The 23,529-nt window shown below is 38.7% G+C and carries 22 protein-coding genes; 19 read left to right on the plus strand and 3 right to left on the minus strand.

Features of this window, described 5'->3' with window-relative positions:
- Positions 1-161 precede the first annotated feature (161 nt).
- From JR334_00415 to JR334_00455, 9 genes are all read left to right on the plus strand, one after another.
- Entirely contained in the window at positions 162-1,115 is a 954-nt protein-coding gene (locus JR334_00415) for a helix-turn-helix transcriptional regulator (GenBank protein ID QRN85744.1), read from the plus strand.
- Between the two features lie 115 nt (positions 1,116-1,230).
- Entirely contained in the window at positions 1,231-1,815 is a 585-nt protein-coding gene (locus JR334_00420) for a helix-turn-helix domain-containing protein (protein QRN85745.1), read from the plus strand.
- 18 nt (positions 1,816-1,833) lie between these two features.
- Positions 1,834-2,505: a flavodoxin family protein gene (locus JR334_00425; protein ID QRN85746.1), complete on the plus strand. Its 672-nt coding sequence runs from the start codon at positions 1,834-1,836 to the stop codon at positions 2,503-2,505.
- 365 nt (positions 2,506-2,870) lie between these two features.
- A complete protein-coding gene (locus JR334_00430) occupies positions 2,871-4,565 on the plus strand; it encodes an STAS domain-containing protein (GenBank protein QRN85747.1) in 1,695 nt (564 codons plus the stop codon).
- Between the two features lie 342 nt (positions 4,566-4,907).
- Positions 4,908-6,101: an IS256 family transposase gene (locus tag JR334_00435; protein ID QRN85748.1), complete on the plus strand. Its 1,194-nt coding sequence runs from the start codon at positions 4,908-4,910 to the stop codon at positions 6,099-6,101.
- Positions 6,102-6,198: 97 nt separating this feature from the next.
- On the plus strand, positions 6,199-7,248 hold the full coding sequence (gshB, locus tag JR334_00440; protein QRN85749.1) for a glutathione synthase: 1,050 nt from the start codon (positions 6,199-6,201) through the stop codon (positions 7,246-7,248).
- Positions 7,241-9,235 carry a flavohemoglobin expression-modulating QEGLA motif protein gene (locus tag JR334_00445; GenBank protein QRN85750.1) on the plus strand — a complete coding sequence of 665 codons (1,995 nt, stop codon included), beginning with the start codon at positions 7,241-7,243 and terminating at the stop codon, positions 9,233-9,235. Before gshB ends, JR334_00445 begins: the two co-directional genes overlap by 8 nt.
- Before the next feature lie 44 nt (positions 9,236-9,279).
- Complete coding sequence (locus JR334_00450; GenBank protein QRN85751.1) at positions 9,280-10,188, plus strand: DUF4243 domain-containing protein; 909 nt, start codon at positions 9,280-9,282, stop codon at positions 10,186-10,188.
- 71 nt (positions 10,189-10,259) lie between these two features.
- Positions 10,260-10,520 (plus strand): hypothetical protein, encoded by a 261-nt coding sequence (locus JR334_00455; protein QRN86808.1) that lies wholly within the window; start codon positions 10,260-10,262, stop codon positions 10,518-10,520.
- A 181-nt stretch (positions 10,521-10,701) separates the two neighbouring features.
- Here the strand turns inward: JR334_00455 and JR334_00460 are convergent, their stop codons facing one another.
- On the minus strand, positions 10,702-11,157 hold the full coding sequence (locus JR334_00460; protein ID QRN85752.1) for a redoxin domain-containing protein: 456 nt from the start codon (positions 11,155-11,157) through the stop codon (positions 10,702-10,704).
- A 461-nt stretch (positions 11,158-11,618) separates the two neighbouring features.
- Here JR334_00460 and JR334_00465 point away from each other — a divergent pair, with 461 nt between their 5' ends.
- From JR334_00465 to JR334_00510, 10 genes are all read left to right on the plus strand, one after another.
- Positions 11,619-12,044 carry a YbaN family protein gene (locus tag JR334_00465; protein QRN86809.1) on the plus strand — a complete coding sequence of 142 codons (426 nt, stop codon included), beginning with the start codon at positions 11,619-11,621 and terminating at the stop codon, positions 12,042-12,044.
- A gap of 235 nt (positions 12,045-12,279) precedes the next feature.
- The gene (locus tag JR334_00470; GenBank protein QRN85753.1) at positions 12,280-12,618 is read left to right on the plus strand and encodes a DsrE family protein; all 339 of its coding nucleotides are present in this window, start codon (positions 12,280-12,282) and stop codon (positions 12,616-12,618) included.
- A gap of 229 nt (positions 12,619-12,847) precedes the next feature.
- A complete protein-coding gene (locus JR334_00475) occupies positions 12,848-13,660 on the plus strand; it encodes a TIGR00266 family protein (protein QRN85754.1) in 813 nt (270 codons plus the stop codon).
- Positions 13,661-13,670: 10 nt separating this feature from the next.
- On the plus strand, positions 13,671-13,967 hold the full coding sequence (locus tag JR334_00480) for a hypothetical protein (GenBank protein ID QRN85755.1): 297 nt from the start codon (positions 13,671-13,673) through the stop codon (positions 13,965-13,967).
- Positions 13,968-13,976: 9 nt separating this feature from the next.
- Positions 13,977-14,816 (plus strand): hypothetical protein, encoded by an 840-nt coding sequence (locus tag JR334_00485; GenBank protein QRN85756.1) that lies wholly within the window; start codon positions 13,977-13,979, stop codon positions 14,814-14,816.
- A 9-nt stretch (positions 14,817-14,825) separates the two neighbouring features.
- Complete coding sequence (locus JR334_00490; GenBank protein ID QRN85757.1) at positions 14,826-15,683, plus strand: hypothetical protein; 858 nt, start codon at positions 14,826-14,828, stop codon at positions 15,681-15,683.
- Positions 15,684-16,209: 526 nt separating this feature from the next.
- Positions 16,210-17,280, plus strand: a complete 1,071-nt coding sequence (locus tag JR334_00495) for a hypothetical protein (GenBank protein ID QRN85758.1) — start codon at positions 16,210-16,212, stop codon at positions 17,278-17,280.
- On the plus strand, positions 17,273-17,908 hold the full coding sequence (locus JR334_00500) for a response regulator transcription factor (GenBank protein QRN85759.1): 636 nt from the start codon (positions 17,273-17,275) through the stop codon (positions 17,906-17,908). Before JR334_00495 ends, JR334_00500 begins: the two co-directional genes overlap by 8 nt.
- Positions 17,908-19,587, plus strand: coding sequence for a hypothetical protein (locus JR334_00505; GenBank protein QRN85760.1), 1,680 nt, complete (start codon positions 17,908-17,910; stop codon positions 19,585-19,587). The genes JR334_00500 and JR334_00505 overlap by 1 nt, the downstream gene beginning before the upstream one ends.
- Before the next feature lie 118 nt (positions 19,588-19,705).
- On the plus strand, positions 19,706-20,275 hold the full coding sequence (locus tag JR334_00510) for a DUF4256 domain-containing protein (GenBank protein ID QRN85761.1): 570 nt from the start codon (positions 19,706-19,708) through the stop codon (positions 20,273-20,275).
- A 217-nt stretch (positions 20,276-20,492) separates the two neighbouring features.
- Here JR334_00510 and JR334_00515 read toward each other — a convergent pair whose 3' ends face one another.
- Together JR334_00515 and JR334_00520 are read right to left on the minus strand one after the other, a co-directional pair.
- A complete protein-coding gene (locus JR334_00515; protein ID QRN85762.1) occupies positions 20,493-23,108 on the minus strand; it encodes an S-layer homology domain-containing protein in 2,616 nt (871 codons plus the stop codon).
- Entirely contained in the window at positions 23,101-23,406 is a 306-nt protein-coding gene (locus tag JR334_00520; protein QRN85763.1) for a hypothetical protein, read from the minus strand. The genes JR334_00515 and JR334_00520 overlap by 8 nt, the downstream gene beginning before the upstream one ends.
- Between the last annotated feature and the right edge of the window lie 123 nt (positions 23,407-23,529).

Here is a 23,529-nt window from a genome sequence, read left to right on the forward strand (position 1 = left end):
GACTTGGTCATTTAATTTCGGATGCACAGACATTTAATTTGGTGATATCATAATAAAAGCAACCTGTGGTTGACAATTATTCATGCTAGTTGGTAGAGGCAACCAGCATATTTTGTTACATTTATTCCATAAAGTGAATATCTGTAACAGGAGGAGATTACATGGACCTATCATTAAAGCTGCAAGAACTAAGGAAAAAAAGCAACCTATCGCAAGAAGAGTTAGGTGAAAAATTGAATGTTTCTAGACAATCTATTTCCAAGTGGGAAGCTGGGCAGACACGCCCGGAGATTAAAAAAATAATCCTACTAAGTGAAATATTTGATGTTCCTACCGATTACCTTTTGAAAGATGAATGTGAACATGCAGACTGGGTACAACTTGATACAAAGGATAAAGCACGACCAAATAAAAAGAACAGGATAATACCACTGGTTTTGAGTGCACTACTTCTTATCGGTATGTTTGCCATTTCTCGCCTAGTCATTGAGAACCAGAAATTATCCGCTGAAATTGCAGCTACTCCCGTAAATGAGATTTTGGAAATGGAGAAAACTACCCCAGAACAGTTTGAATTGTTGGGAAAATACTATTTTGATTATTCTAGAGAAAACCGGTTTGACTATGTACCGTATTTTGCTGAGAATAATGCTTCAACAGAAAGTACGGAGTATCTTTTCTGGGCCTTTGCAATTAATTTGGATAACTGGGGAGAAGACAAAGGCATTATGAGTCAATCTTATGTTGATGAAATGGTTGCCACACATTTTAATGTCACAGGGTTAAGCCATCTATCCATGAGAAAAGCATGGGATTATGATGGAGAAAAATATACCGCCCTACCACAAAGTATTAAAGAAAAGCCAATTTATATTCTGAAAGAATACTCTACATATATGCAAAATGGTATACAAGTATATGACGTAGTGCTAGATAGCTGTAGCTCAGCAAACGATCTGATTTTTAACGAAGCAGATATTGAAAGGATAAAAAACAATATATTGAATGATCAGTCAGATGATTTAATCGTGCGACAAACAGAAGAATTTAAATATGTAGAAACGTTCAACGGCCCGCTATACATATCACACGAAATACTTAATAACGAAGGTTAAAGGGGGTAAATAAAAAAGCCATTGTTTTCGAACAATGGCTTTTTCTCTTAACTCTACGGAGCGTTTATTGAAGAAATAGGAAAAGACCAATATAATTCTAACTGGAGGTAAACATATGCGAAATGAAAAAATAGGCAATGTTATCAAAACTTTGCGGATAGAGCATAATCTTACGCAAAAACAGCTTGCAGATAAACTGGGAATAAGCGACAAGGCCGTTTCAAAGTGGGAACGGGGGCTTGGCGCACCTGAACTATCGTTAATTGGCGAGCTTTCCGAGCTACTCGGTGTTAATATTGACAATTTATTGGCTGGCGATTTATCTCGAAATGAATTTGTTGGAGGAAACATGAAAAATTCAAAATATTACGTATGCCCCAATTGTCATAACATCACTATCTGTACAGGCAATGCTGAAGTTTCCTGTTGTGGTAAAAAGCTTGTAGAACAAACACCGATTAAAGCAACAAACGAAGAAAAATTAAAGGTTGAAATTATCGAAGACGAATGGCATATAACTAGTGAACATCCCATGACCAAAGAACACTATATATCCTTTGTTGCTTTTGCTACTGGCGAACGCATACAGATCATCAAGCAATATCCAGAATGGAATCTTGAACAAAGAATTCAAAAATATGGGCATGGAAAGCTGATTTGGTACTGCAACAATCACGGATTGTTTTATCAATTACTGTAATTAGAGGAGAAGAAATTAATGAAATTTGTAGTATTTAACGGAAGTCCAGGCGGTGAGAACAGTAAGACAAACATACTTGCCCGAGCATTTTTAACCGGTGCCCAAAAGGCTGGATGTGAAACTGAAAATGTGTTTTTGATTTCTAAAAATATCGAATATTGCAAGGGCTGTTTTGCCTGTTGGTTCAAAACACCTGGAAAATGTGTGATACAAGATGATATGGCAGAGCTTTTGGAAAAATATGAATCTGCTGATGTGATTTGCTTTGCAACACCCGTATATACCTGGAATATAACAGCAATACTGAAAAACTTTGTGGACAGACTCATCCCATTAAAGAGTCCCCAGATTGTAAATACAGATGAAAATTTTGACCTTGCAGACTTAAAGCCTAAAGAACAACGATTTGTGATTATCTCGAACTGTGGCTTTCCAGGCAACAATAATTTTGAAAGCATGAAAACAGTAGTCGCTTCTTGCAATCCTGTTCTTGAGATTTATCGCAATTGTGGCAAAATTTTGAATAGTAAGGACGAGAAAATTAAAGCAGTCGTAGATGAATACTTGCAGGTTGTTGAGCAGGCCGGATATGAAATGGCTACCCAAAACCAGGTATCTGACGAAACGAAAATGAAACTTGAAATGCAGCTCATGTCGATACCAGATTACGTGAAGTATATTGGTATGTAGCATATGGCCTGCCTAAAAAAGGCACTCTAGGTGAAGGAAGACCCTCACCTAGAGTGCCTTTTTTAGTGTCTTTGTGCGGTTATAATTCTACAATATCCCCCTTGTATACAAGCCGAATTTTCATCAATTTCTTCTTTGTCTAACGCTAAGAGTAGGATAGCACAATATCAGGGTTACAGTTTATGAATAATTGAAACATTGCACAATAAATATTGAGAAATTGTAAGAAGTGATTGCATTACATTGATGCATGGACTATCATTCAGGGAGCCTAGCAGGATTTGAATTATCCTAGAGAACGTTTGATAGATTTGAATCCGGATTTGCATGTTGGTTAAAATTTAAACATAAAAAGCGGGGACTAAATGTTAAAACCGAAATTATTTTCAATATTAAAACATCGTGAAGTTGAACTAACGAAAAACAAATTGATGAATGACATAATTGCAGGCATTATTGTAGCAATCATCGCCTTACCATTATCGGTAGCACTGGCTATTGCATCTGGTGTTACCCCAGAAAAGGGACTAATCACTGCCATAATAGCAGGTTTTCTTGTTTCCTTTTTAGGAGGAAGCCGAGTTCAGATCGGTGGTCCAACCGGTGCCTTTGTTATTATCGTCTATGGTATTGTAGCCCAATATGGTGTTGCCGGACTAACCATAGCCACATTGATGGCAGGAAGTTTTATGATCTTCTTTGGTTTAATGAAGTTTGGCAGCGTGATTAAATATATTCCTTACCCAACCACTACCGGTTTCACAAGTGGTATTGCAGTCGTTCTTCTCTCCACCCAGGTCAAAGATTTTTTTGGACTATCACTGCAAAGTGTGCCATCGGAGTTTTTCGATAAATGGAAAGTATATATAAGTCACTTTTCTACTTTAGACCGAACAACAACCTTGGTTGGAATCATTTCACTATTGATTATTATTTTTTGGCCAAAAATCAACAAGAAAATTCCTGGTTCTCTTGTCGCCTTAGTTGTGGTCACAATGGGTGTTAAACTGTTCGGCCTCCCGGTAGAAACAATTGGAAGTCGATTCGGTGAAATCTCGAATCATATTCAATTGGTGGATATCAGTAAATTGAATATATCACTGCCCTTGATTAAAGACCTATTAAGGCCCGCTCTAACGATCGCCTTCCTAGCGAGTATTGAATCCCTACTATCTGCCGTTGTAGCGGATGGGATGATTGGTAAAAAGCATAACTCCAATATGGAACTGATTGCTCAAGGCATTGCCAATATTGCCTCAGCACTCTTTGGAGGAATACCAGCGACAGGTGCTATCGCTCGAACTGCGGCAAATGTCAAAAATGGTGGACGCACCCCAATTGCTGGAATGGTCCATGCAGTCGTTTTATTACTGATTATGATCGTATTCATGCCTTTGGCAAACCTGATTCCCATGGCTACCTTATCAGCAATCTTAATAATCGTGGCCTATAATATGAGTGAGTGGCGTTCCTTTAAAGCCCTACTCAAATCAACCAAGAGTGATACCGCGGTGCTACTAGTAACCTTCAGTATGACAGTCGTCTTTGACTTGGTTGTGGCAATCGAAATAGGTATGATTATTGCGATGTTTTTATTTGTTAGAAGAATGTCAGAAAGTACCCAAGTAGCAAGCGTGAACCATAACTATTTTGATATATTTAGTGAAGATCCAGATGACTATGATGGTACAGCAAGTTTTAATGATGGGGTACACATTGGACTAAAGAATAAGATTATGGTTTATGAAATAACCGGGCCCTTGTTCTTTGGGGTCACGAATATATTCTTGGATATTATGAATGAAGTGAAGAACAACACCAATGTACTAATTTTAAAAATGAAAAATGTACCCAATATGGATGCTACGGCATATACTGCACTCAAAAGAATTGAGAAAAGATGCCGCAATCAAGGAATAACCTTATTGTTTGCCTGTGTTAATGAGCAGCCTATGAAACTACTTGAGGTGTCAGGATTCTTTACAAATATTAGTGAAGATACAATTTTTGATTCCGTCAAATCGGCAGTAGATTATGCAGACAACTTGAATTTTGAATAGAAACAAATACACCAAAAGCAAGACACTCCTTTTATCACTTTTTGTGAAAAAGGAGTGTCTTGTTATTGGGCGCAAAGAGAGTCTGTTTCGATGCTGTGGAGCAAAGGTTTACCCTTAACGATTAATTATGATATGGTTTTTTCGCTAGGCGTGCCACGGCTTATATTGCCGGAAAATTTATATGATATAATCGGACTATAGCGTATTGCTAGAAAATGAAAAATAGTATATTCAAAAGGATCGTATACAATTAAATGCGCAAAAGTGATTAATAAAAAGGAAAGCCATCAGTAAACTCCGAATTAGGTAAGTGACGAAACTATCCGAAAAGGAGATCGACTGATGACTCATCTTAATTCTAATCTACCCTTCGAAAAAATGCTACTCAAATTCATGACTACTGAAGATCCTATGCTCGCGATGCTTACTTGGCTTTGCGATCAACTCATGCAAGTTGAGTTTGCAGAAGAAATCGGTGCTGGCAAATCTGAGCGCACCGAGACTCGTAAAAAGTATCGCGCAGGATACCGCCCAAGACGTTTTGACACCAGAATGGGCAGCATGTACTTGATGGTACCCAAACCACGTAAGGGAGGCTATATCCCCTTCTTCGTGACTGAACGGAAACGATCCGAAGTGGCTCTGATCAATGTTATACAAGAGGCATTCATCAACGGAGTTTCCACTAGAAAAATCGAGAAGCTTGCCAAGAGCCTGGGTATTGAATCTATTTCAAGGAGCCAGGTCAGTAACATCACCAAGGAATTACAGTCTCAGGTAGATGCATTTCTGAACCGAGAACTGGATAAGGAATATCCCGTACTTTGGGTTGATGCCCTTTACGAAAAAATTCGCGTTGATGGGCATGTTGCCAATATGGCAGTCCATGTTGTTTGTGGTCTTAGAACCGATGGTACCAGGGATATTCTGGCTGTTGAACCCATGTATGAAGAGTCCAAGGCCAGCTACAATCACATGTTTGACTCTCTGAAGGAACGTGGTCTGGAGAAGGTCTGGTTGGTTGTCAGTGATGCTCACAAAGGGCTTGTAGCTTCTGTAAAAGAATCGTTCATCGGTACCACCTGGCAGCGATGCAAGGTTCACTTTATGAGAAACATCTTGGCATATATACCAGCAAAGGAAAAGAAATCCTTTGCTGCGAAACTTAAAAACATATGGCTTCAGCCGGATGAACAAGCTGCACGGTCTTATGCGAACCTGGTTATGGACGAGTACGAATCCCGATTTCCTAAAGCGATTAAAACACTGGAAGAAGGGCTTGAAGACTCAATTAGATTCTACGAATTCCCTCGCATTGACTCTCGAAAGATTTCATCTACAAACATGATTGAGAGACTCAACCGAGAGATCCGACGTCGCTCCGGTGTTGTAGGTGTTTTTCCTACCACTGATTCCTATGTCCGTCTAGTTACCAGTTACCTTATTGAGTACAGTGAGGACTGGTCTACTGGCCGCTCTTATGTTAAACCAGAAACTCTTGAGCTGACTGCTTCCGAACGACAACAAGCAGCTTGACCGGCACAATGCCTAATTCAATACTGATGAAATTGCGCACTTAACTTGACACTAACTTCAAAAGGCCCTAAAGAATAAAAAAACAGGAGGCACTAAAATGAATATTTGCTTTATTATTAATGATTGGAATACCATGGTCCCAGAGACGGAAACAACGCTTCGAATTATTCAAGAAGCCTGTAAAAGAAACCACAGGGTTGGTATCTTATATCCCAACAATATTACGATTCGGAATAATCAGACCTATGGCTTTTTTAAGATGATAAAAGATGATCGGATTGTATCAGAAAATATGGTGACTTTTTATAAAAATACTTGTTTCAAAGAAGAAATGCTACCACTAAAGGGATTTGATGTGGTCTTTTTGAGGAAGAATCCACCGTTGGATGGCATGTTGCTAAATTTCCTAGATTCCATAAACGATGAAGTCTTTATTGTGAATGATATTAATGGATTGAGAAAAGCAAATAATAAGTTATATACTTCTACTTTTTACGATCCAGATAACACATATATACCAAAAACCTATGTATCTAAAAACACCGATTATTTAAAGAGAATCGTAGCGGAAAGTCCAGACAATAAAATGATTCTAAAGCCTGTTGATGGATATGGTGGCAGTGGTGTCATTATTATTGAAAAGGATGCAACGCAAAATTTGAGCTCCTTATTAGACTTTTACATTAATACAGATCAAGGCAAAAAGTATGTAATGCTCCAAGAGTACATTGAAGGAGCTGAACATGGCGATGTGAGGGTACTAATTCTGAATGGCAAAGTTATTGGTGCCTACAAAAGAGTACCTGCGGACAATGATATCAGGTCGAATATCCATGCTGGCGGTTCTGCGCAAAAATATGTGCTAGACAAAGAGGAAGAATCTATTTGTAAAAAAATTGCCACCAAGTTAAAGAATGATGGCATCTATTTTTCAGGAATTGATTTAATCAATAAGAAATTGATTGAAGTGAATGTACAGAGTCCTGGTGGTATCGTTAATATCAATAAGTTTAATCGAGTAAAGCTACAAAAGAATATCCTAGATTTTGTGGAAGAAGTAATCGAAGAGAAGGAACATATTTTTAAAGAAAAATCTCATAATATCAAGAATAGAGAATCCTATAAAAATGAGGTCCGAAATGCTTAGCCTAACTTGCGATGAGGCTATAGGTAAGATTGAAAGGGAAGAATTATTTCATGGCCTAATTGATGGTTCCTTCCGTTTGGTTATTGAAAAATACGTCCCCTTCATTTGCGCTGCCATCCATAACGGTAGCAAATTGCGAGCTGATTTATTGCCCCAAATAGACCTAAACCAGCAAGAGCGCTGGTATGAAGAAGATCCACTGACGGGGGAGTTTATCGAGTCCCTACCGATTCGAATCATTGCGCAAGATTCAAGATATGAATATGATTTAAATAGAGACCAGAATAATTGCATATACGATGTGGCTTGGGGCAAAAAAGTATGGAAAGAGCCATTAAGCAAGGAGGCTATTGAACTAGGAAAAAGCAAGCATAAAGCCTTCTATACAGTTCTAGATGTACTCGTTAAAAAACTAGAGCAAAAATACAATACTTGTGTTGTTTATGACATCCATTCCTATAATCACCAAAGAAAGACAGAGCGAAGGGATTATCCAATCTTCAATATTGGAACGGAACAGATTAGGACAGATCGGTTTAGACCCTATATTTCACGATTTATAAAGGAACTAGACAAGATTACATTTGAAAACGTCGAAACAACAGTTGCGGAGAATGATGTTTTTTATGGTCGGGGTTATTTAGCAAAACATATAGCAGCGTTAACCGAAAAAACGTTCGTGATTCCTTTGGAAATTAAAAAAATATATTGTGATGAAAATACGGGAGACCTATTTCCAGAAGTGATTTTTATTATTAAACAAGGTCTTAAAAATGCCATCTTGTCGAATTCCTTATACTTTATGAACAAGGAATCCAATATGCGAGTTCGAAGTAAAGCGGATTTGTTATCTAGCATCGAAGACCCGGTGCTTAAAAAAGTGGATAAGAGTTTGTACTCTTTACTAAAGAACTTTGAGACCTTAACATATGTGAATCCCAAGAATCTTGAAAAGTGTAAAAAGCAGTTCTTTAATTCCAAATATAGGATAGAGCCGGACTTTAATTATATTCCCTTACGGGTAGACCCCTACGATCTTAAGCAAAAGCTATATCAGTTACCGGTTACAGATATATACGATATATCGATACAAGGACTATATCAGGACATCATTAATGAGTATGTGACGACCATCGATATGCTTGTTGCGAGAGGAACTGAAGATTTTTTTTACAATTCTTTGAAGCTGTACGGTAAGCCAGACAAGAAAGATGTAAAAAACGCAAACTACATTATTCAGTCCTATGGCAATGATGACCAATCACTAGACCTACTAAGTACAGAGCAGGTGCTAGCCTTCTTTCAGTCTGAAATTGAAAGATGGGGTACGGGAGGAAAAGTCGTTCTTAGTAAGAATATGTCTGCTAGAGCCATGGTTAATTCAAGGAAAAAAACATTGGTCGTTAACGAACAGGCAAAATTTGACAAGATTGACTTGGAATTGCTATCGAATCATGAATTAGGCATACATATGCTAACCACAATGAACGGATTTAACCAACCGTTAAAGATGGTACTTCTTGGTACACCTAGGAATGTAGAAACACAAGAAGGACTCGCTATTTTGGCTGAATGCCTGACGGGAAAGATGCATATTAAACGATTGAAGGACTTGAGCTATAGGGTGATTGCGGTTGACCTTATGGTTAAAGGATTAAACTTTAGAGAAATATTTGAGCATTTAATAGAGGAATACAATTTCACGAAGGAGGATGCCTTTAATTTAACGGTACGTGTTCTGCGTGGTGGTGGTTTCACGAAAGATTATTTGTACTTAAAAGGGTTCATTAAGGTTTATAACTATTATTTACAAGGGAAGCCGATCCAAGAACTATTAATCGGGAAAACCTCATTAGAGTATTCCGCTTTATTGAAGGAGCTAATCGATCGTGGCTATTTGAAACAAGGAAAATACACTAACCCTATTTTTGAAGAAGGCAAATTGGATGATGAGATTATCGAATACATCCTTAAAAGTACCATGTAGAAGGTCAATCCTTTAGTGCTAGCAGTCAATAAGATGGAGGTGGTATGATGAAAATCAATGAGTATGTTAATCAGTATGGAGAATATGGTCCCTTTGTAGACAATGGACATACGAATCACTTGCCGATGGTACAATATGCCTTTAAATCCTTGGGTTGCAACGACGAGGCCCTTGTAGCCTTAACAAAAGGCTATGTGAGAATGAATAATCTAGAAAAAGTAGCGGATTATACACTGCTGAGTAGTTCCTTTGAAGCAAACTTAGGTCGTAAGGAGGCCTATGGGTCGTATGTGACGTATTTTACGGAGGAACTGAAAAGAAGTGATCAGAAGGTAGTCATCTCGAAAACCCTGCATGCCCTACAGAATCGAATAGGGGCAGGGCTGTTTCATGCCTTAATTCGTTTATCGTACGCAGTAGTAGCAGAAAACAAGGAAGAAATCATCCGCTCTTTGGCTTTTCTTGCTTGTGGGGACCAAGAACAAACCGTAAAAGGGCATGAAATTGATGGTGCAGTTGCTTCAACTGAATTTAAAAGATTTATTAGAGAGCATCAAGGCTATTTCTATTTGTCAGGAGATACTGAAGCTAAAGAAAGTGCCTTATTAGATGCCTTATGTGAAGTCTTTTTATCGACAGGTTCTTTTTATGTGTTGCATACCATTACTGGTTTTGAGGCCTTGAATACACTGAAAACGTATTTTGAAGATTATGATGGAGCTATAGATAGTTTTACCACCAGCGTCTTACGTTGGCTGAAAAGGGTATCCATAGATGAGTATAAAACGAGAATCCTTGACCAGGGTATGGGCTTTGATGAAATGAAAAATCGGATTTGTAACATTACGGAAACTCATACAATCAAACTACTCTATTCAGCGGAAGTATTGTATGGTCGATTTTTAAATGAAAAGTTGAAGCGGGTAGCACAAGTCCGGCTTATGGATGCTTAAGGAGTCGTATATCCCTGAAATGCAGGGGATGATGAATTATACTGGCAATTTTGAAAGGAATGAAGCGCATCATGAAGAAAAACGAACATCTGACGAACATATTGTTGGGGGTGGGCGTAATTTTTGCTGTCAGTCCGTTAGCATTATATTGGTTTATTCATGCTAATCCTGACCGGTATCTTGATATAATCAATAAACCGTATCCTTTTAGCCATTTTGGAGGCGGTCCATTTCAATTCTTTATGTATAGTGGGCTATTGGTTATTGGCATAAGTTTCCTAGTCATCAGTATGGTATTGAAAAGAAGAAAAAAAGATATTGAAAAAGTCTAACACTAGCCAAAAATTGAGCTTCTATCTATGCTTTTATGTACAGCTGGTTGGCTAATTTGACCCATAGATGACAATGAAAACCCTTGGAAATCACTGATATCAAAACAGCCTTTCCAAGGGTAATTTGGTTTTACCACTCTATGGATAGATGATAAGTATAGAGACTAGGCGACAAGAAAACCTACTCAATTAAACTTAGTAATTCATCCGTATCTGGTATGTCTTTCATGGAATGGCCATAGTGTACATAGCGGAGCATACCTGTTTTGTCGATCAGCATTTGGGCTGGCATGCGGCCCAACTTAAAAAGGTCTACTTGTTGGCCATAATTTTTAACTACAGTATGTTTCTCGTCGGGGATTCCGACAAAGGGTAGTGAATGCTTTTCCCAATAGGTTGCGAAATCTTCTTTATTTTCTGGTCCTATGACTACAATCTCAGTGTCCTTTTCAACAAATGAGTCATAATTTAGACGCAACTGCGTCATATGCCGTTGGCAGAAAGGTCAAGAAAAACCGCGGTTGAGTACCAACAAAACCCATTTCTTTTCCTGATAATTCTTTAGTGAAAAGTGCTCGCCTTTATAATCATCAATTTCAATATCGGGCGCTTTTTTATCTACTTTGACTCGTGGCATCGTTCCTCCTTCCGACAGACAGTAGTCTGTCTACACCGATTGAAAGCAAGAGATGACGGTACAATAAACAAACTGCTAGATTTTTTTTGTGTGTGGTATCGACTGCTATTGTAGTGAAGGCATAAACTGGCTTTTTTTACTATTTATGAAAAGCATTGCCTTAAATTCAGTATAGTCTATCACTATATGGAAATCAAAATGGTGAGGATGTCTGCAAAAGAAAAATGATATTGGATTTTGGAGCTAGCTCATAACAGGAGTATCTTGGGGGCCATACCAATGTCTAGTTGAATCAGATGGTTCGGCTTTAAAAATTAGGTTAATTGAAAGAATAATGATAAAATATATATTACAATAGTCTTTAATAGTAAAATCTATTTAATAATTAAATCGAATAGAGTAGGTCATAATCGATTGCGCACTTCTAGGAGCACATGGAATAAAAGGTGGTGATGGCACAATTGAATACGGATTCAATAAAAAAAATCATACTGATTCTACTGGGAAGCATATTCTTAGCATTAGGGATAATCGGTGTTTTTATCCCTATACTTCCAACCACCCCCTTCCTATTGCTTACTTCCTTTTGCTATCTGCGAAGTAGCGAAAGGATGTATAAGTGGCTAATCAATCACAGAATCTTTGGAGCATATATATATAGCTATATAACCTATAAGGCTATTCCAAAGAAAACCAAAATTGGTACTTTGATTTTTCTTTGGTCCACCTTGCTTGTCTCGATGCTACTTGTGCCAATCTTGCACCTTAGGCTCTTCCTCCTTGTCGTTGGAATCGGTGTGACGATCCATCTAGTGATGCTGAAAACCTTGAGCACGGAAGACTTGAAACAGCTCAAGGCGCTCTATCCCAGTAAGGAAAAAAGCTAGACCTAGTAAGGTTAGTCTAATGTTTTCGAACACGAGAAGAATCTTGTAGAAGCATAAGTATCATTCGATAAAGTTTGAGACCTAAGATAGAAGGTTTCTATTTTAAAGAAGAATTGGGTTGTTCAATACTGATATTCTTCCTTCCTTGTATCTTGATTGAAAAAGCAAGCAGAATCGACCCAGAGTGCATGAAGAATCAAAAATGTATTTAAAAAATACTAGAAGGAGTAAAAACATGGAAAACAAGTTAACGATTCTTTGGACCAACGCCGATCCCATTACCTCTGAGCTAATGGTGTTTCATTATGCCCAGGTTAGTCTCGAAAAAAAATGGTGGGATGAGGTTGAAATTGTTGTTTGGGGAGCAACCGCTAAACTAGTGGCTGAGAATAAAGCCATACAAGATGAACTTTTGAAAATCAAAGAAAAAGGTGTAAGAGTACGTTTCTGTACGGCCTGTGCAACAACCCTCGGAGTGGCCGGTAAAATCGAATCACTAGGATTCGAACTTGAGTTTATGGGCTTGCCCTTGACAGAGGTTCTTAAAACGGGCGGGAAACTGTTGACGATTTAGCAGCAGGAAGAAAGCATAAGCGGAAGGATGAATTTTGCAAATCGGAGTTTCGACTCCGATTTTTTTGTTTTAATAGGACTCAATCGCTCCATAAATACTAGAAAGCAGAGTAAAGTGACTCAAGTCATTTTTTAATTGAAATTGAGTGGCTTGAGGATGGAAAAGGATGACTTCCGATGCATTGTAAATATACCTTGCTTCTACTTACAATAAAGCGAGGAGGTGCTTTATGGAAACAGCACATGAAATAGACTACAAACTGTATGGCGATGATATGCAGTTTGTGGAAATCGAACTTGATAGCGGTGAAGTTGTTCTAGCAGAAGCAGGAGCAATGATGTACATGGATGAAAAAATCAAGATGGAGACAATCTTCGGTGACGGCAGTAGCAGGGGCAACCAAAAAGGTTTAATGGGCAAGCTCATGGGCGCTGGTAAACGTTTGGTTACTGGGGAAGGCTTATTCATGACTACCTTTACCAATGCACAAGAAGGAAAGGCGCACGTAGCCTTCGGCGCACCCTATCCTGGCAGTGTTGTCCCAGTTGATTTAAGCCAACTGAATGGAACGATTATTTGTCAGAAAGATGCTTTTCTATGTGCCGCAAAAGGAGTATCCGTTGGAATTTATCTACAAAAGAAAATTGGTGCGGGCTTCTTCGGTGGTGAAGGCTTCATCATGCAACGCTTAGATGGAGATGGGCTAGCTTTTCTACACGCAGGTGGAACCTTATTCAAAAGAAAGATTACATCTGGCCAAAAATTACGCATCGACACGGGCTGCCTAGTTGCGATGACAGAAGGCGTAACCTTCGATGTTCAGTTTGCGGGTGATATTAAAAGCGCCATTTTTGGTGGCGAAGGAATTTTCTTTGGCACACTCAGCGGAGAAGGCGAAGTTTGGTTGCAATCCCTACCCTTTAGCAGAATGGCAGACAGAATCATAAATGCAGCTGGTGGAAGCAAGGGAGAAACGAAGCATGCTATGTCTAGTGGCATAGAAGAACTGTCAGGACTTGCAAATATATTTAATAGAGACTAAGGAGAATATCATGAAAGAAACGAATAAATGGATTAATGCACTGGCCTACCTAATATTTTTTGTCCCACTACTCGTTGATGGAACGAATGAGGAATACAAGTTTCATGCCAACCAAGGATTAAATTTATTGATCCTTTCTATCGCGGTAACGATTGTTGGTACCTTTATCCCTGTAATTGGATGGCTCTTAATATTGCCAATCGGTGGTTTATTTTGCTTTGTACTCTTCATTATGGGTGTTATTAATGCAATAAATGTAAAAATGAAAGAACTACCGGTTATTGGGAAACACAGATTGATTAAATAGGAGAAAAAAATGAGAAATAAACTCTTCATTGTATTCTGTTCCATATTTCTTTTGGTTACCGCAATGTCTGGATGTGGGGCCAAAGATAAGGTTAACGAAGCGATTAATCCAGCGGCTGAAATGAGTACGGAGACAGAAGATGGGCAGGTTGCTTCCGAAAACATGAAGGAACAAGCAAAGAAAGAGGGTGTATCGGTAAGTGAATTACAAGAAACATTAGATGGGTTAGCAGACATTGGCGCAGAAAAATATGGAATCACGACGAAGGAGTATATCACCCAACTCAATTCCAATGGGGGGACGGTCTTAAGCGAATGGCAAGAAGCCTCGGAACAAATGGGAATGAGTATCACGGATCTTTATGCCTATGAAAAAGACAGTCTAAGCAGGATGACGGACGAACAAAAAGAAACAATGCAGGGTATGAATGATGCGCTAAAAATGGCTGAATCTGAACTAGAGGATGCCGCTGCCAATGAAAATACTGATATTACCAAAATGCTTGGCATCGAAGAAAATACATCTGGCGAAACAAGAACCGTAACCATGACAGAAGAAGAATTGAGACAAGCCTTGAGCTATGAGACCTATAAGATACTACAGGATTATACCGACGAATACTCGACTCTATATGAATATGTGACGGATGCAAGCTATGACGATGTACTTGAGCATTACCTCGCACTAATTGTTAATACAAAAGACTATCAAAAAATTGAACCGATGGGTAATGTTGGCGTCATGCTGCAAGGCACGATTAATGAAATTCCGGTATATATAGAAATTGATAATTCTGATCCTGGAAAAATAAGAGTCAATAATTATCTAGATCTGACCTCACTAGAATAGGAGTTTGTTATGAAAAAGATGGTATTTTCGCTCGTACTAATTGTCATTTTTTGCATGGGTATTGTTGGAACGGCTTTTGCACAAGGCGAAAGTGGTGCAATCAACAGTGCTGGATACGACAATAGACTGGAAAATGTACCAAAAACCGATGCCAATGCGATTGGTCGTGAAGGATTTTGTATTTTGGCGAAAAGTTCCTATCAAAGACAACAAGCTTTTATTACGCTCTATAAGATTTGGCAATCCCTTGAGCAAGTGAATACTAAAAATGTAGAGGTGTCTTTGGGCACCTCTGCTACCAATAGTGGCTTTATTCCGACGTTTGACAGTCGACCCTACCATACGGATTTTAAGGCAGAGATTGAAGGGACTTCAATAAAATCAGGCGAAACAGTTATTCTGAAATATGACGTGTATTATAAGAATGGAAACATTAAGATCGATTCATATTATCAAGGTCGCCTAGTAGCCAGTGCAATCTATCATGATACGGCATTCGTAACCTTTACTACCATGACGATGGGAACCAACTATGCAGAGGTATTGGAAGGGAATTGGCTTCCATTTCGCTTTCTAGACCGTGCCTATTATGAAGCGCTTGAACATGACCCAGAAGTCGCTAGTTTTCGATTTGAAAATCAGTTTTTGAACGATGAAAAGGTTACCTACATGGAGACCCTCATGACGGATGGCTCGATGACAAAACAATGGTATTCCCAAACCTATAAAATGCCAGTGAAATTTCATCGTGAATGGTACAATGGCGATGCTCTTACTCTAATTGACTGGGTGGTAACGAATATCGATGAATCCGTTACTCTAGAAGATAGTATGTTTAATATCCCATCTGATGCAGAATTTGAATAAATGGGAAAAGAAGCATAACTTGGCACGCAGTGCTGATTCTGTGATTATGACTAGAAATAGTGTGGGGTACAGTTGGTACAAGTTTGCCTGTTGCAAAAATAAACTGCTGGGGTAAAAATATATTTAGTTTGGCTTACACGCGGGCACATTAAAAATTGTGCCCTTTTATTTGTTTGACAGGGGAAATATCAAATTCAGTAGGCAAAGGCAATTGTTAGAACCATATCCAGATTACCGGTTTATTCTTTTATAATTCCGTTATATGATGGAAGTACTAGTGGCACAAATAGTTTATGCCATATACTGTCAATTGTATTTGTTTGCCAGATTACGTAAGACAGTTAGCGAAAAATGTGGTCAAGCAGACTGCGGATTTTCCAAATAATCTTTCAAAAGAGCATATTGTGGACTTCTAGCTAGTCCATTACCATTGGTTCTTCCATCCGGTGCTTAGTTGAGAGTTACGGATGGATTCTTTTACAATCTTATTGCACGCACAGATATTCTAAGCGGAGGAAGAGGTACCATGGGGGACAGCAGATACTATAGTCCAGAGCAGTTTTTCAGCATTATTGTGTTCACAGCGCTAATAATAATGCTGACCATAAGCTTTATGCTTAGTATATATAAGGTCGAACGGTACAAGAAAACGATTCTCACAACGTCTGGCATGCTCGGCCTATCTATACTTTCCAGTTTTATTGCAATGGTCGCGCACAGACCTACAGATGTGTTTAACTTTCAGGCACTAAGCGTAGCATTTCTAATAATCTATATACTGTTACTATTCATTTTCTTTACGCTCGATTATATGAAAAATCGAGATTGTTCAATGCTTATAATATTCTCTACACTTTTTTTCATACCCACAGTCGGCTTTATCGTGAATCCGGGAATCAAATCATTTCTGTATCCCTTGTTTGTAGCGAACAGCATTGTTCTATCGAATAAGTTTGTTAAATACCGGGTAAGCTCCTCCGTATTCTCAGATGTAAAGAAACTCATGCTAGATTACGTCTTCATCATTGGGACCAGCGGTGAAGTGATATATGAAAGTGATAAAATCAGCGCATCAACAATTTTCAAAAAATTGAAAAGAATTGATGTGAATCATATTGAAAGCATTTTCTGTAAGCCAATCCTTACCCGAAATACCTTTGGAAAACAGTTCATTAAACTAGAGGGGGATGAGCTATTCTATTTTCAGTATCATATAAAAGAAATCTTTGATAAAGAAAAACTGGCAGGCTATATTCTGACTTTCACCGATATTACGGAGCTTATTGCGATGCTTGATGAACTGAGGGATAAACAAACAGAACTGGCGACAATCAATCGGGAATTAATTAAGACGAAGGAAATCGTGTATGCCATAGAAAGAGAAAAAGAAATTGAGAATTTATTTGACGATATTGTTGGTACGCAGCATCAAGCAATGCAAGAGTTGAAAAGCAATATTGAAAAGTTGAACATAACGGACGAGAATTTTATACCTGAGATAGAAAAGTTGATTTTTGTAGCCAAAGCCAATCTAAAAGATGTCCGCAATGTGGTTACAGCATATAGCAGCTATTATGAAGGAGGGTATGATGATTAGGATCATGATTGTTGACGACCAAATGCTATTAAGAAAATCATTAGGACAAATTATAAGCATCGATGAAGAAATCAGTGTAGTTTCGATGGTCTCTACAGGTAGAGAAGCCATTGATGCGTGTGAAAGATTGAAGCCAGATATCATTATGATGGACATTGAAATGCCACAAATGAATGGGATCGTGGCCCTTAAGATAATCAAGGAAAAATATCCAGATACGAAAGTGATTATCCTAACAACGTTTGATAACCAAGAAAATATTATCTCCTCCTTTATTGCCAAGGCTGATGGATATATAACAAAAGATATTGAACCGCAAGAACTGATTACGACTATTAAATGTGTAAATTATGGACTAACCGTGATACATAAAAGCGTAAAAGATATGATGGTTGAAAAATTCGAAAAGTTGGCGATTCAAAAAAAAGCCTATGCCAATGTCCTCAGTGTTGAGGAAATTGACATGATAAAATCTATCGTAGATGGTAAAAGTAACAAAGAGATTGCGCAGACCTTCAATTATAGCGAGGGCACTGTGAAAAATAAGGTGAGTCGAATATATGAGAAACTTCATATTTCGGACCGCTTACAGCTGGCAGTATTTGCTGTAGAAAACGGCATAGAATAATGAGTGAGTTATTGAAACTAGAAATAGAAGCGATTTGTATAGTGCATATCATCTCCATAGTGTTGGCACTGGTTTTCCTAATGATGTTTTATGTGAAGACCAATAAAGATTATGCGACAAAGGCTTTCCTAGTTTTACAGATTAGTATTATAGGTTGGTTGGTATTTAAAATATTTAAAACAGTTTCTACAACGGAAATCTCAAGATGGTGGTTTATCGTGGGATATTATTTTTGTGCCTGTGTATTTGAGGTTGCTTATTTAGAATTTACCTACGCGTATTATAAGGGTAGACCCTTAAAGAATGTAATTCGAAAAATTATATACGCAATATCATTGCTACAGTTTTCAATGATTCTTACAAACCCGATGCATCACCTATTTTATGCTCAATATGACTTTTGGGGCGATAGTTTTGGAATCTTGTTCTACTTCCACATGATAATCGTATATGGATTTATTTTTGTTGGATTTATCTATGGTTGTCTTACCTTTCATAGAAGATTTAAGGGCGAAAGGCTATGGTATAAATCGCTTATTGCTAGCGCTATCCTTTTTCCTTTGCTGATTAATTTTTTATTTATAACGAAGATATTGCATAGATTCATTCATTCCATAGGAATTCCAGTAATGTTTGATATCACCCCTATTGCTTTTGTTTTTTCCATCCTCATATTTATTTATGCGACCTTTAATCATGAATTCATCAATCGTTCCCCCATGATGCGCCATGAAATCGTTCACCGGTTGGATACGCCTATCTGTGTACTGGATTCCAGCTATACCGTGATTTATATTAATGAAAAATTGGAAGAAACCTTGGGAAAACTCGCCCTAGAGAAGATGGATGAAAGTATACAGAAAATGGATGTGAATCGAATAAAGAATAAGAAAGTGGAAATGAGCCTAGATCATCAGCTTTTCACGGTTTTGATTCGACCAGTACATACCTTCCAAGAAACTCAATACATAACAACGCTTCATAACATAACGGGTTATAAAGAGGTGGAAGAAAAGATACGCGAGGAACAAGAAGCATTGATTCAGGCGAATAGTGAACTTGAAACAACAATTCATAAATTAAAAAGGATATCAAAGATTGGTGCTAGAAACTATGTAGCAAGAGAACTTCATGATATCTTGGGACATTCGCTGGTGGTGACCATTAAACTACTTGAAGTGGCAAAACTATATGTTGAAAAGGATAGAAAGTTGAGTTTAATTGCTTTGAATGACAGTGTCTTGTCTTTGGATTCAGGTCTAGAGAGTTTACATAGCATGGCCACTAAAAGCGATACTTATTCAGGCAAGGACCTTAAAAAAGAGATTGAGAACATGTTGCAACGTATAAAAACGACAGGAATAAAGACACGCTTTAGTTTTAAAGGTCTACACTATAACCTTGATGAAAAAACCTACGATATTATTTGTAGAATCTGTCAAGAGCTTATTACAAACGCGTTAAAGCATGCAAAGGCAAAAGAAATATTTACTTCGATAAGTATTGATCATGAAAAAATCGCGATTTTGGTAATGGATAACGGAAAAGGAGCAGATGAGTTTGTTTGGGGGAATGGCCTTATTGGCATTCAGGAAAGACTACATTTAATCAACGGAACAGTGTCCTTCATAACATCGGCTGGTGAAGGCTTCTTGAGTAAAATAACAATCAAGAAGTAAGAACTGGTGGAGCTTGAACCCTAAATATAAACATCCGCGAAAGGCCATTGGATTAGAGAAAAGATGGAAGAAGTGCAGTAAAAAGGGCAAGACTAAAATTTGAGTTGAGGTGCTCGAGATGGATAAAGAAAAAAAGAGCTTATCTGAGGAAGAATACGCCGACTGTATGGGAATCTTGAAAGCTCGTTTTGAAGATAATATGACCCGGCACAAAGGACTTCAATGGAAAAATATGGAAGAAAAACTTGTGGCAGATCCCGATATGCTAGGGATTGTACACAAAATGGAAGCAAGTGGTGGTGAGCCGGATGTAGTATGTTTGGGTGACAATAAAGAGGAAGTATTCTTTATAGATTGTTCAAAAGAAAGTCCTTTAGGGCGACGAAGTATCTGTTACGACCATGAAGCAATGCAAGGCCGAAAAAACAATAAGCCGCTCCATAATGCGCTGGATATGGCGCAAGAAATGGGTATCGAAATTTTAACGGTAGAACAATATCGTGGACTGCAAGAATTAGGAGACTTTGACACCAAAACATCGAGTTGGGTTAGAACGCCCGACAAGATTCGAAAACTAGGAGGCGCTATTTTTTGTGATTACCGATACGATACAGTATTCGTTTATCACAATGGTGCAGCGTCATATTATGGCGCGAGAGGTTTTCGTGGCTTGGTTAGGCTGCCTTAGCAATTTCCAAATTAAGCAGATAGACAAGGGTTGTAGAACCTACATACAAGGACAAGGGGCCGTATCGTGATGATACGGCCCCTTGCCTATCTTTCCTTTAATTGCTCTTGTAAGACACCTATAATCAGAAGGGTATACTTACCCTAAGACGTGCTAAACGCTGGAAGGAGATAGCCTGAGCACGCTCTGAATGCACTTTAAAGCGGCAATATCTACTTTACTTAGATAAAAGATTGTAGAAGAGCTGAGTGATTTCGGCGCGTGTTGTAGCAGCTGTTGGATTTAGCTTGTTTCTGTATCCGCTGACTGTACCTGATTTGACCATAGCCGACAGGGGGCTACTTGCCCAGCCTGCAATTTGGTCGGCATCCGTAAAACTAGAAAGGGACAGATCATTTGTGGTGCCGGGAATTTCATCCATTGCTTGTAATGCATCATAGAGGATTACGAATACTTCCTGTCTACTAATCTCCTTATTTGGTGCAAAGGAATTATTGCCGATGCCATGGATTATTCCGAGTGATTTTGCTGTTAACAAATAGTCGGCGTAGGGGCTATTGCCAAGGTCAGTAAAATTCTCAACCTGTGACAGGTTAGATTGACTTTGCGGATCTATCTGATAAGCCTTCATTAGTAGAACAACGAATTCTGCTCTGGATACGGTTTCACTTGGGCTGTATTGGTTATTACCAGTACCCGTTGAAATTTCTCTAGCGGCAATGAAGTCTACGGCATCCTTATACCAAGCTTCTTCCTTGACGTCTGAAAAAGCGAGGGGATTGTAGCCAACGATAAATTTTGAGAAGTGGTTGGTTTTGAAGGTTACGACTTTTTGCGATGGATCATAATGCCCCCGCAGGGTGAGCAATTTTCCACTGTCAGTAAGATAGTAGACCAAGACGGCATGTGGATTTTCCTTGGCAGATAGTGTGTAGGGGATGGATACTGTTGCATGGCCTCCGTTAAAATCTGAGACTTGCTTATCCCCATTCATAATATTTAAATCGTATACAGGCCGGTTCTTAACCAAGGCCTGATTTTTTTCAGAAAGTTGCTCTTTATCTACTAGGCTAGCGGAGAAGACGATGTCCTTATTGCTACCACTAGCCGATATGGTGTCTAGTGCTTTCGAATCTAGTACCACTGATATAAATGGTGAAGAAATGGCTAGTCTTGCTTCCGTTTGGTCGCTTATTTTCGCCCAATCCTCTTGCTTCATCTTTAGCGTGAGCTCCTTCGTGTCTTTCTGTGTATTAACGACAAATTCAATAAGGTCTTTTTTGTTTTGACCTCCTGAAGAAGCGACCTTGTCAAGGAGCGCATTGACTGTGGCAGCACTGATTGTTGCCGAAGTTAGTGCGTCTTTTGTAGTGGCTGAAATTTCGGTACTATTGATTATGGACGTGTTTCTCTTGCTAGTATTGATTTTGATCGTTGGAGAAGCGTTGGAATTTCTAATTCTAGTACTAGGTCCTGTCGGGGTCGCGTCAACGACAGCGGTCGCTTCACTATGGTAAATATTGTGAACAGCTTCTAGCATAAAGTAATATTTTGTTCCATTGGTAAGGTTAGTCATGGTATAGGAAGTATTATCATAGACCCCAACACTGTCTTGTTCTGTGAAATCTTTAGGTGTCGTAGAAAAGTAAAGCACGTAATGAGTATCATCTACTTCATCCCACTCTATGGTTACCTGCTTGTTTCCAGCAGTAGCTCTTAGATTTTGGGGTGTAGGTGGCGCATCATTATCACTGACTTGAATGGTTGCCGGATTTGGCGATACAATCGTGGCTCCACCGGTAGGATTTGACAATGTATAGTCGAAATATAGATATCCATTATACTGGCTATCACCCATAATCGTGCAGGGAATAACCTTATTGTCTGTGTCTCCGTCTTCCCAGGTCAGCGTTCCACTTACCGGCTTATAATGTTGCCATGCGATGGCGGTACCATCTGCAGTAGAATAGTCTACCGTTATGGTTCCACTACTTCCGTCTATTCTAGAAGCTCTAATATAGCCATTGTATTCTTCATAGACCCCATAATAAGCACTAGTGAATTGAATATTACCAGATGCAGAGCCACGAATCGGTCCAATAGGGCTACTAGCAACAGGGATACCGGTTACGTCGTCAATATCTTTGACCGTAACTTCAAATTGTATCATTTTACCTATATCATCTGAGCTTACTAGATAGGTCTGCTCGTTAGCCCCATCGATGGGAATAAGGTTATTGCTATAATCTGTAGTCCAGACATTTACCATTCCTCGATAGCCAGATTCTGCATTGTTAGACCAAGTCTCATTCGAAGAATCAATGATGGTGTAGGTTCCGGCTGGAAGGGTTATATATGGTTGAACCTTCCAGTATAAATTACCACCCACGCCTACTGCATCCCAAGGGCCATATATTGTTCCATCGGATTCTTGAAGCATGATGGTGCCTGGAACCTGTCCGGCGCCACCGTTCCAATGGTAATCCTCAATACTGGCAATCAGGGTTTCTTCAATAAGAATAAACGTTGTTGCATTGGTAGGACCATTGGAAACGGCTGTGATATTCATGGTGGTGAAGAAAGGGATACTAGTTCCAGAATCAGAAAGCCATCTGAAGGTGGTTCCACTTTCTTCAGTGCCTTCGAAATCGTAGTAACCTGACAAAGTTTCACCTTCAACTGGTGAACCAGAGATTTCGACATCTTTGGCAAGAGGGGGCGCGGGATCACTACCCGTATCAATGGCCTCGGCAACAGGCATTATTGGAATCAAGAAAAGCATGGAGAGCATCATCGCAATCGCTAAAAAACCAGAAATAATTTTTCTACTCATTTTGTTCCTCCTCATAAATATATTTTGATTTGATGTTTTTCTTTAGTTCCTGAAGAATTTCCCCAAGGTTTTGTTTTTCATCGATGACTCCGTGAATAGTTCGACTCTTTGTTTTGATTTCAATCTTTGCCAACCTGCCCCGAGACAATTGGATTGATATTAGGTCTTGCTCAATGATTAGGATTGAATTGTTGGTAGGAGAGTTATTGGGAGTTAACTGGATAGCCCCACTTGTTATTGAAAGATGATAATTCGTCGTTTCAAAGAAACCTGTTTTCAGTTTTACTTGGTATTTCATCGCATCACCTCAATATACAACCATTATACCGTGTGTAGGAAAAATGAATTTGGTCTCTAACAATTGTCACTGTCAAAGTATTTTGACAGGAATAATGTCAAGTAGCTGGCTTTTTCCGAAGGT

Source organism: Clostridia bacterium (genome assembly GCA_016887505.1).
GTDB lineage: Bacteria > Bacillota > TC1 > TC1 > UBA5767 > UBA5767.

Bases quoted from the DNA above. Each gene is read 5' to 3' on its own strand.
- JR334_00415 (QRN85744.1), top strand. From the start codon at position 162: ATGGACCTATCATTAAAGCTGCAAGAACTAAGGAAAAAAAGCAACCTA.
- JR334_00420 (QRN85745.1), top strand. From the start codon at position 1,231: ATGCGAAATGAAAAAATAGGCAATGTTATCAAAACTTTGCGGATAGAG.
- JR334_00425 (QRN85746.1), top strand. From the start codon at position 1,834: ATGAAATTTGTAGTATTTAACGGAAGTCCAGGCGGTGAGAACAGTAAG.
- JR334_00430 (QRN85747.1), top strand. From the start codon at position 2,871: ATGTTAAAACCGAAATTATTTTCAATATTAAAACATCGTGAAGTTGAA.
- JR334_00435 (QRN85748.1), top strand. From the start codon at position 4,908: ATGACTCATCTTAATTCTAATCTACCCTTCGAAAAAATGCTACTCAAA.
- gshB (QRN85749.1), top strand. From the start codon at position 6,199: ATGAATATTTGCTTTATTATTAATGATTGGAATACCATGGTCCCAGAG.
- JR334_00445 (QRN85750.1), top strand. From the start codon at position 7,241: ATGCTTAGCCTAACTTGCGATGAGGCTATAGGTAAGATTGAAAGGGAA.
- JR334_00450 (QRN85751.1), top strand. From the start codon at position 9,280: ATGATGAAAATCAATGAGTATGTTAATCAGTATGGAGAATATGGTCCC.
- JR334_00455 (QRN86808.1), top strand. From the start codon at position 10,260: ATGAAGAAAAACGAACATCTGACGAACATATTGTTGGGGGTGGGCGTA.
- JR334_00470 (QRN85753.1), top strand. From the start codon at position 12,280: ATGGAAAACAAGTTAACGATTCTTTGGACCAACGCCGATCCCATTACC.
- JR334_00475 (QRN85754.1), top strand. From the start codon at position 12,848: ATGGAAACAGCACATGAAATAGACTACAAACTGTATGGCGATGATATG.
- JR334_00480 (QRN85755.1), top strand. From the start codon at position 13,671: ATGAAAGAAACGAATAAATGGATTAATGCACTGGCCTACCTAATATTT.
- JR334_00485 (QRN85756.1), top strand. From the start codon at position 13,977: ATGAGAAATAAACTCTTCATTGTATTCTGTTCCATATTTCTTTTGGTT.
- JR334_00490 (QRN85757.1), top strand. From the start codon at position 14,826: ATGAAAAAGATGGTATTTTCGCTCGTACTAATTGTCATTTTTTGCATG.
- JR334_00495 (QRN85758.1), top strand. From the start codon at position 16,210: ATGGGGGACAGCAGATACTATAGTCCAGAGCAGTTTTTCAGCATTATT.
- JR334_00500 (QRN85759.1), top strand. From the start codon at position 17,273: ATGATTAGGATCATGATTGTTGACGACCAAATGCTATTAAGAAAATCA.
- JR334_00505 (QRN85760.1), top strand. From the start codon at position 17,908: ATGAGTGAGTTATTGAAACTAGAAATAGAAGCGATTTGTATAGTGCAT.
- JR334_00510 (QRN85761.1), top strand. From the start codon at position 19,706: ATGGATAAAGAAAAAAAGAGCTTATCTGAGGAAGAATACGCCGACTGT.
- JR334_00515 (QRN85762.1), bottom strand. From the start codon at position 23,108: ATGAGTAGAAAAATTATTTCTGGTTTTTTAGCGATTGCGATGATGCTC.
- JR334_00520 (QRN85763.1), bottom strand. From the start codon at position 23,406: ATGAAATACCAAGTAAAACTGAAAACAGGTTTCTTTGAAACGACGAAT.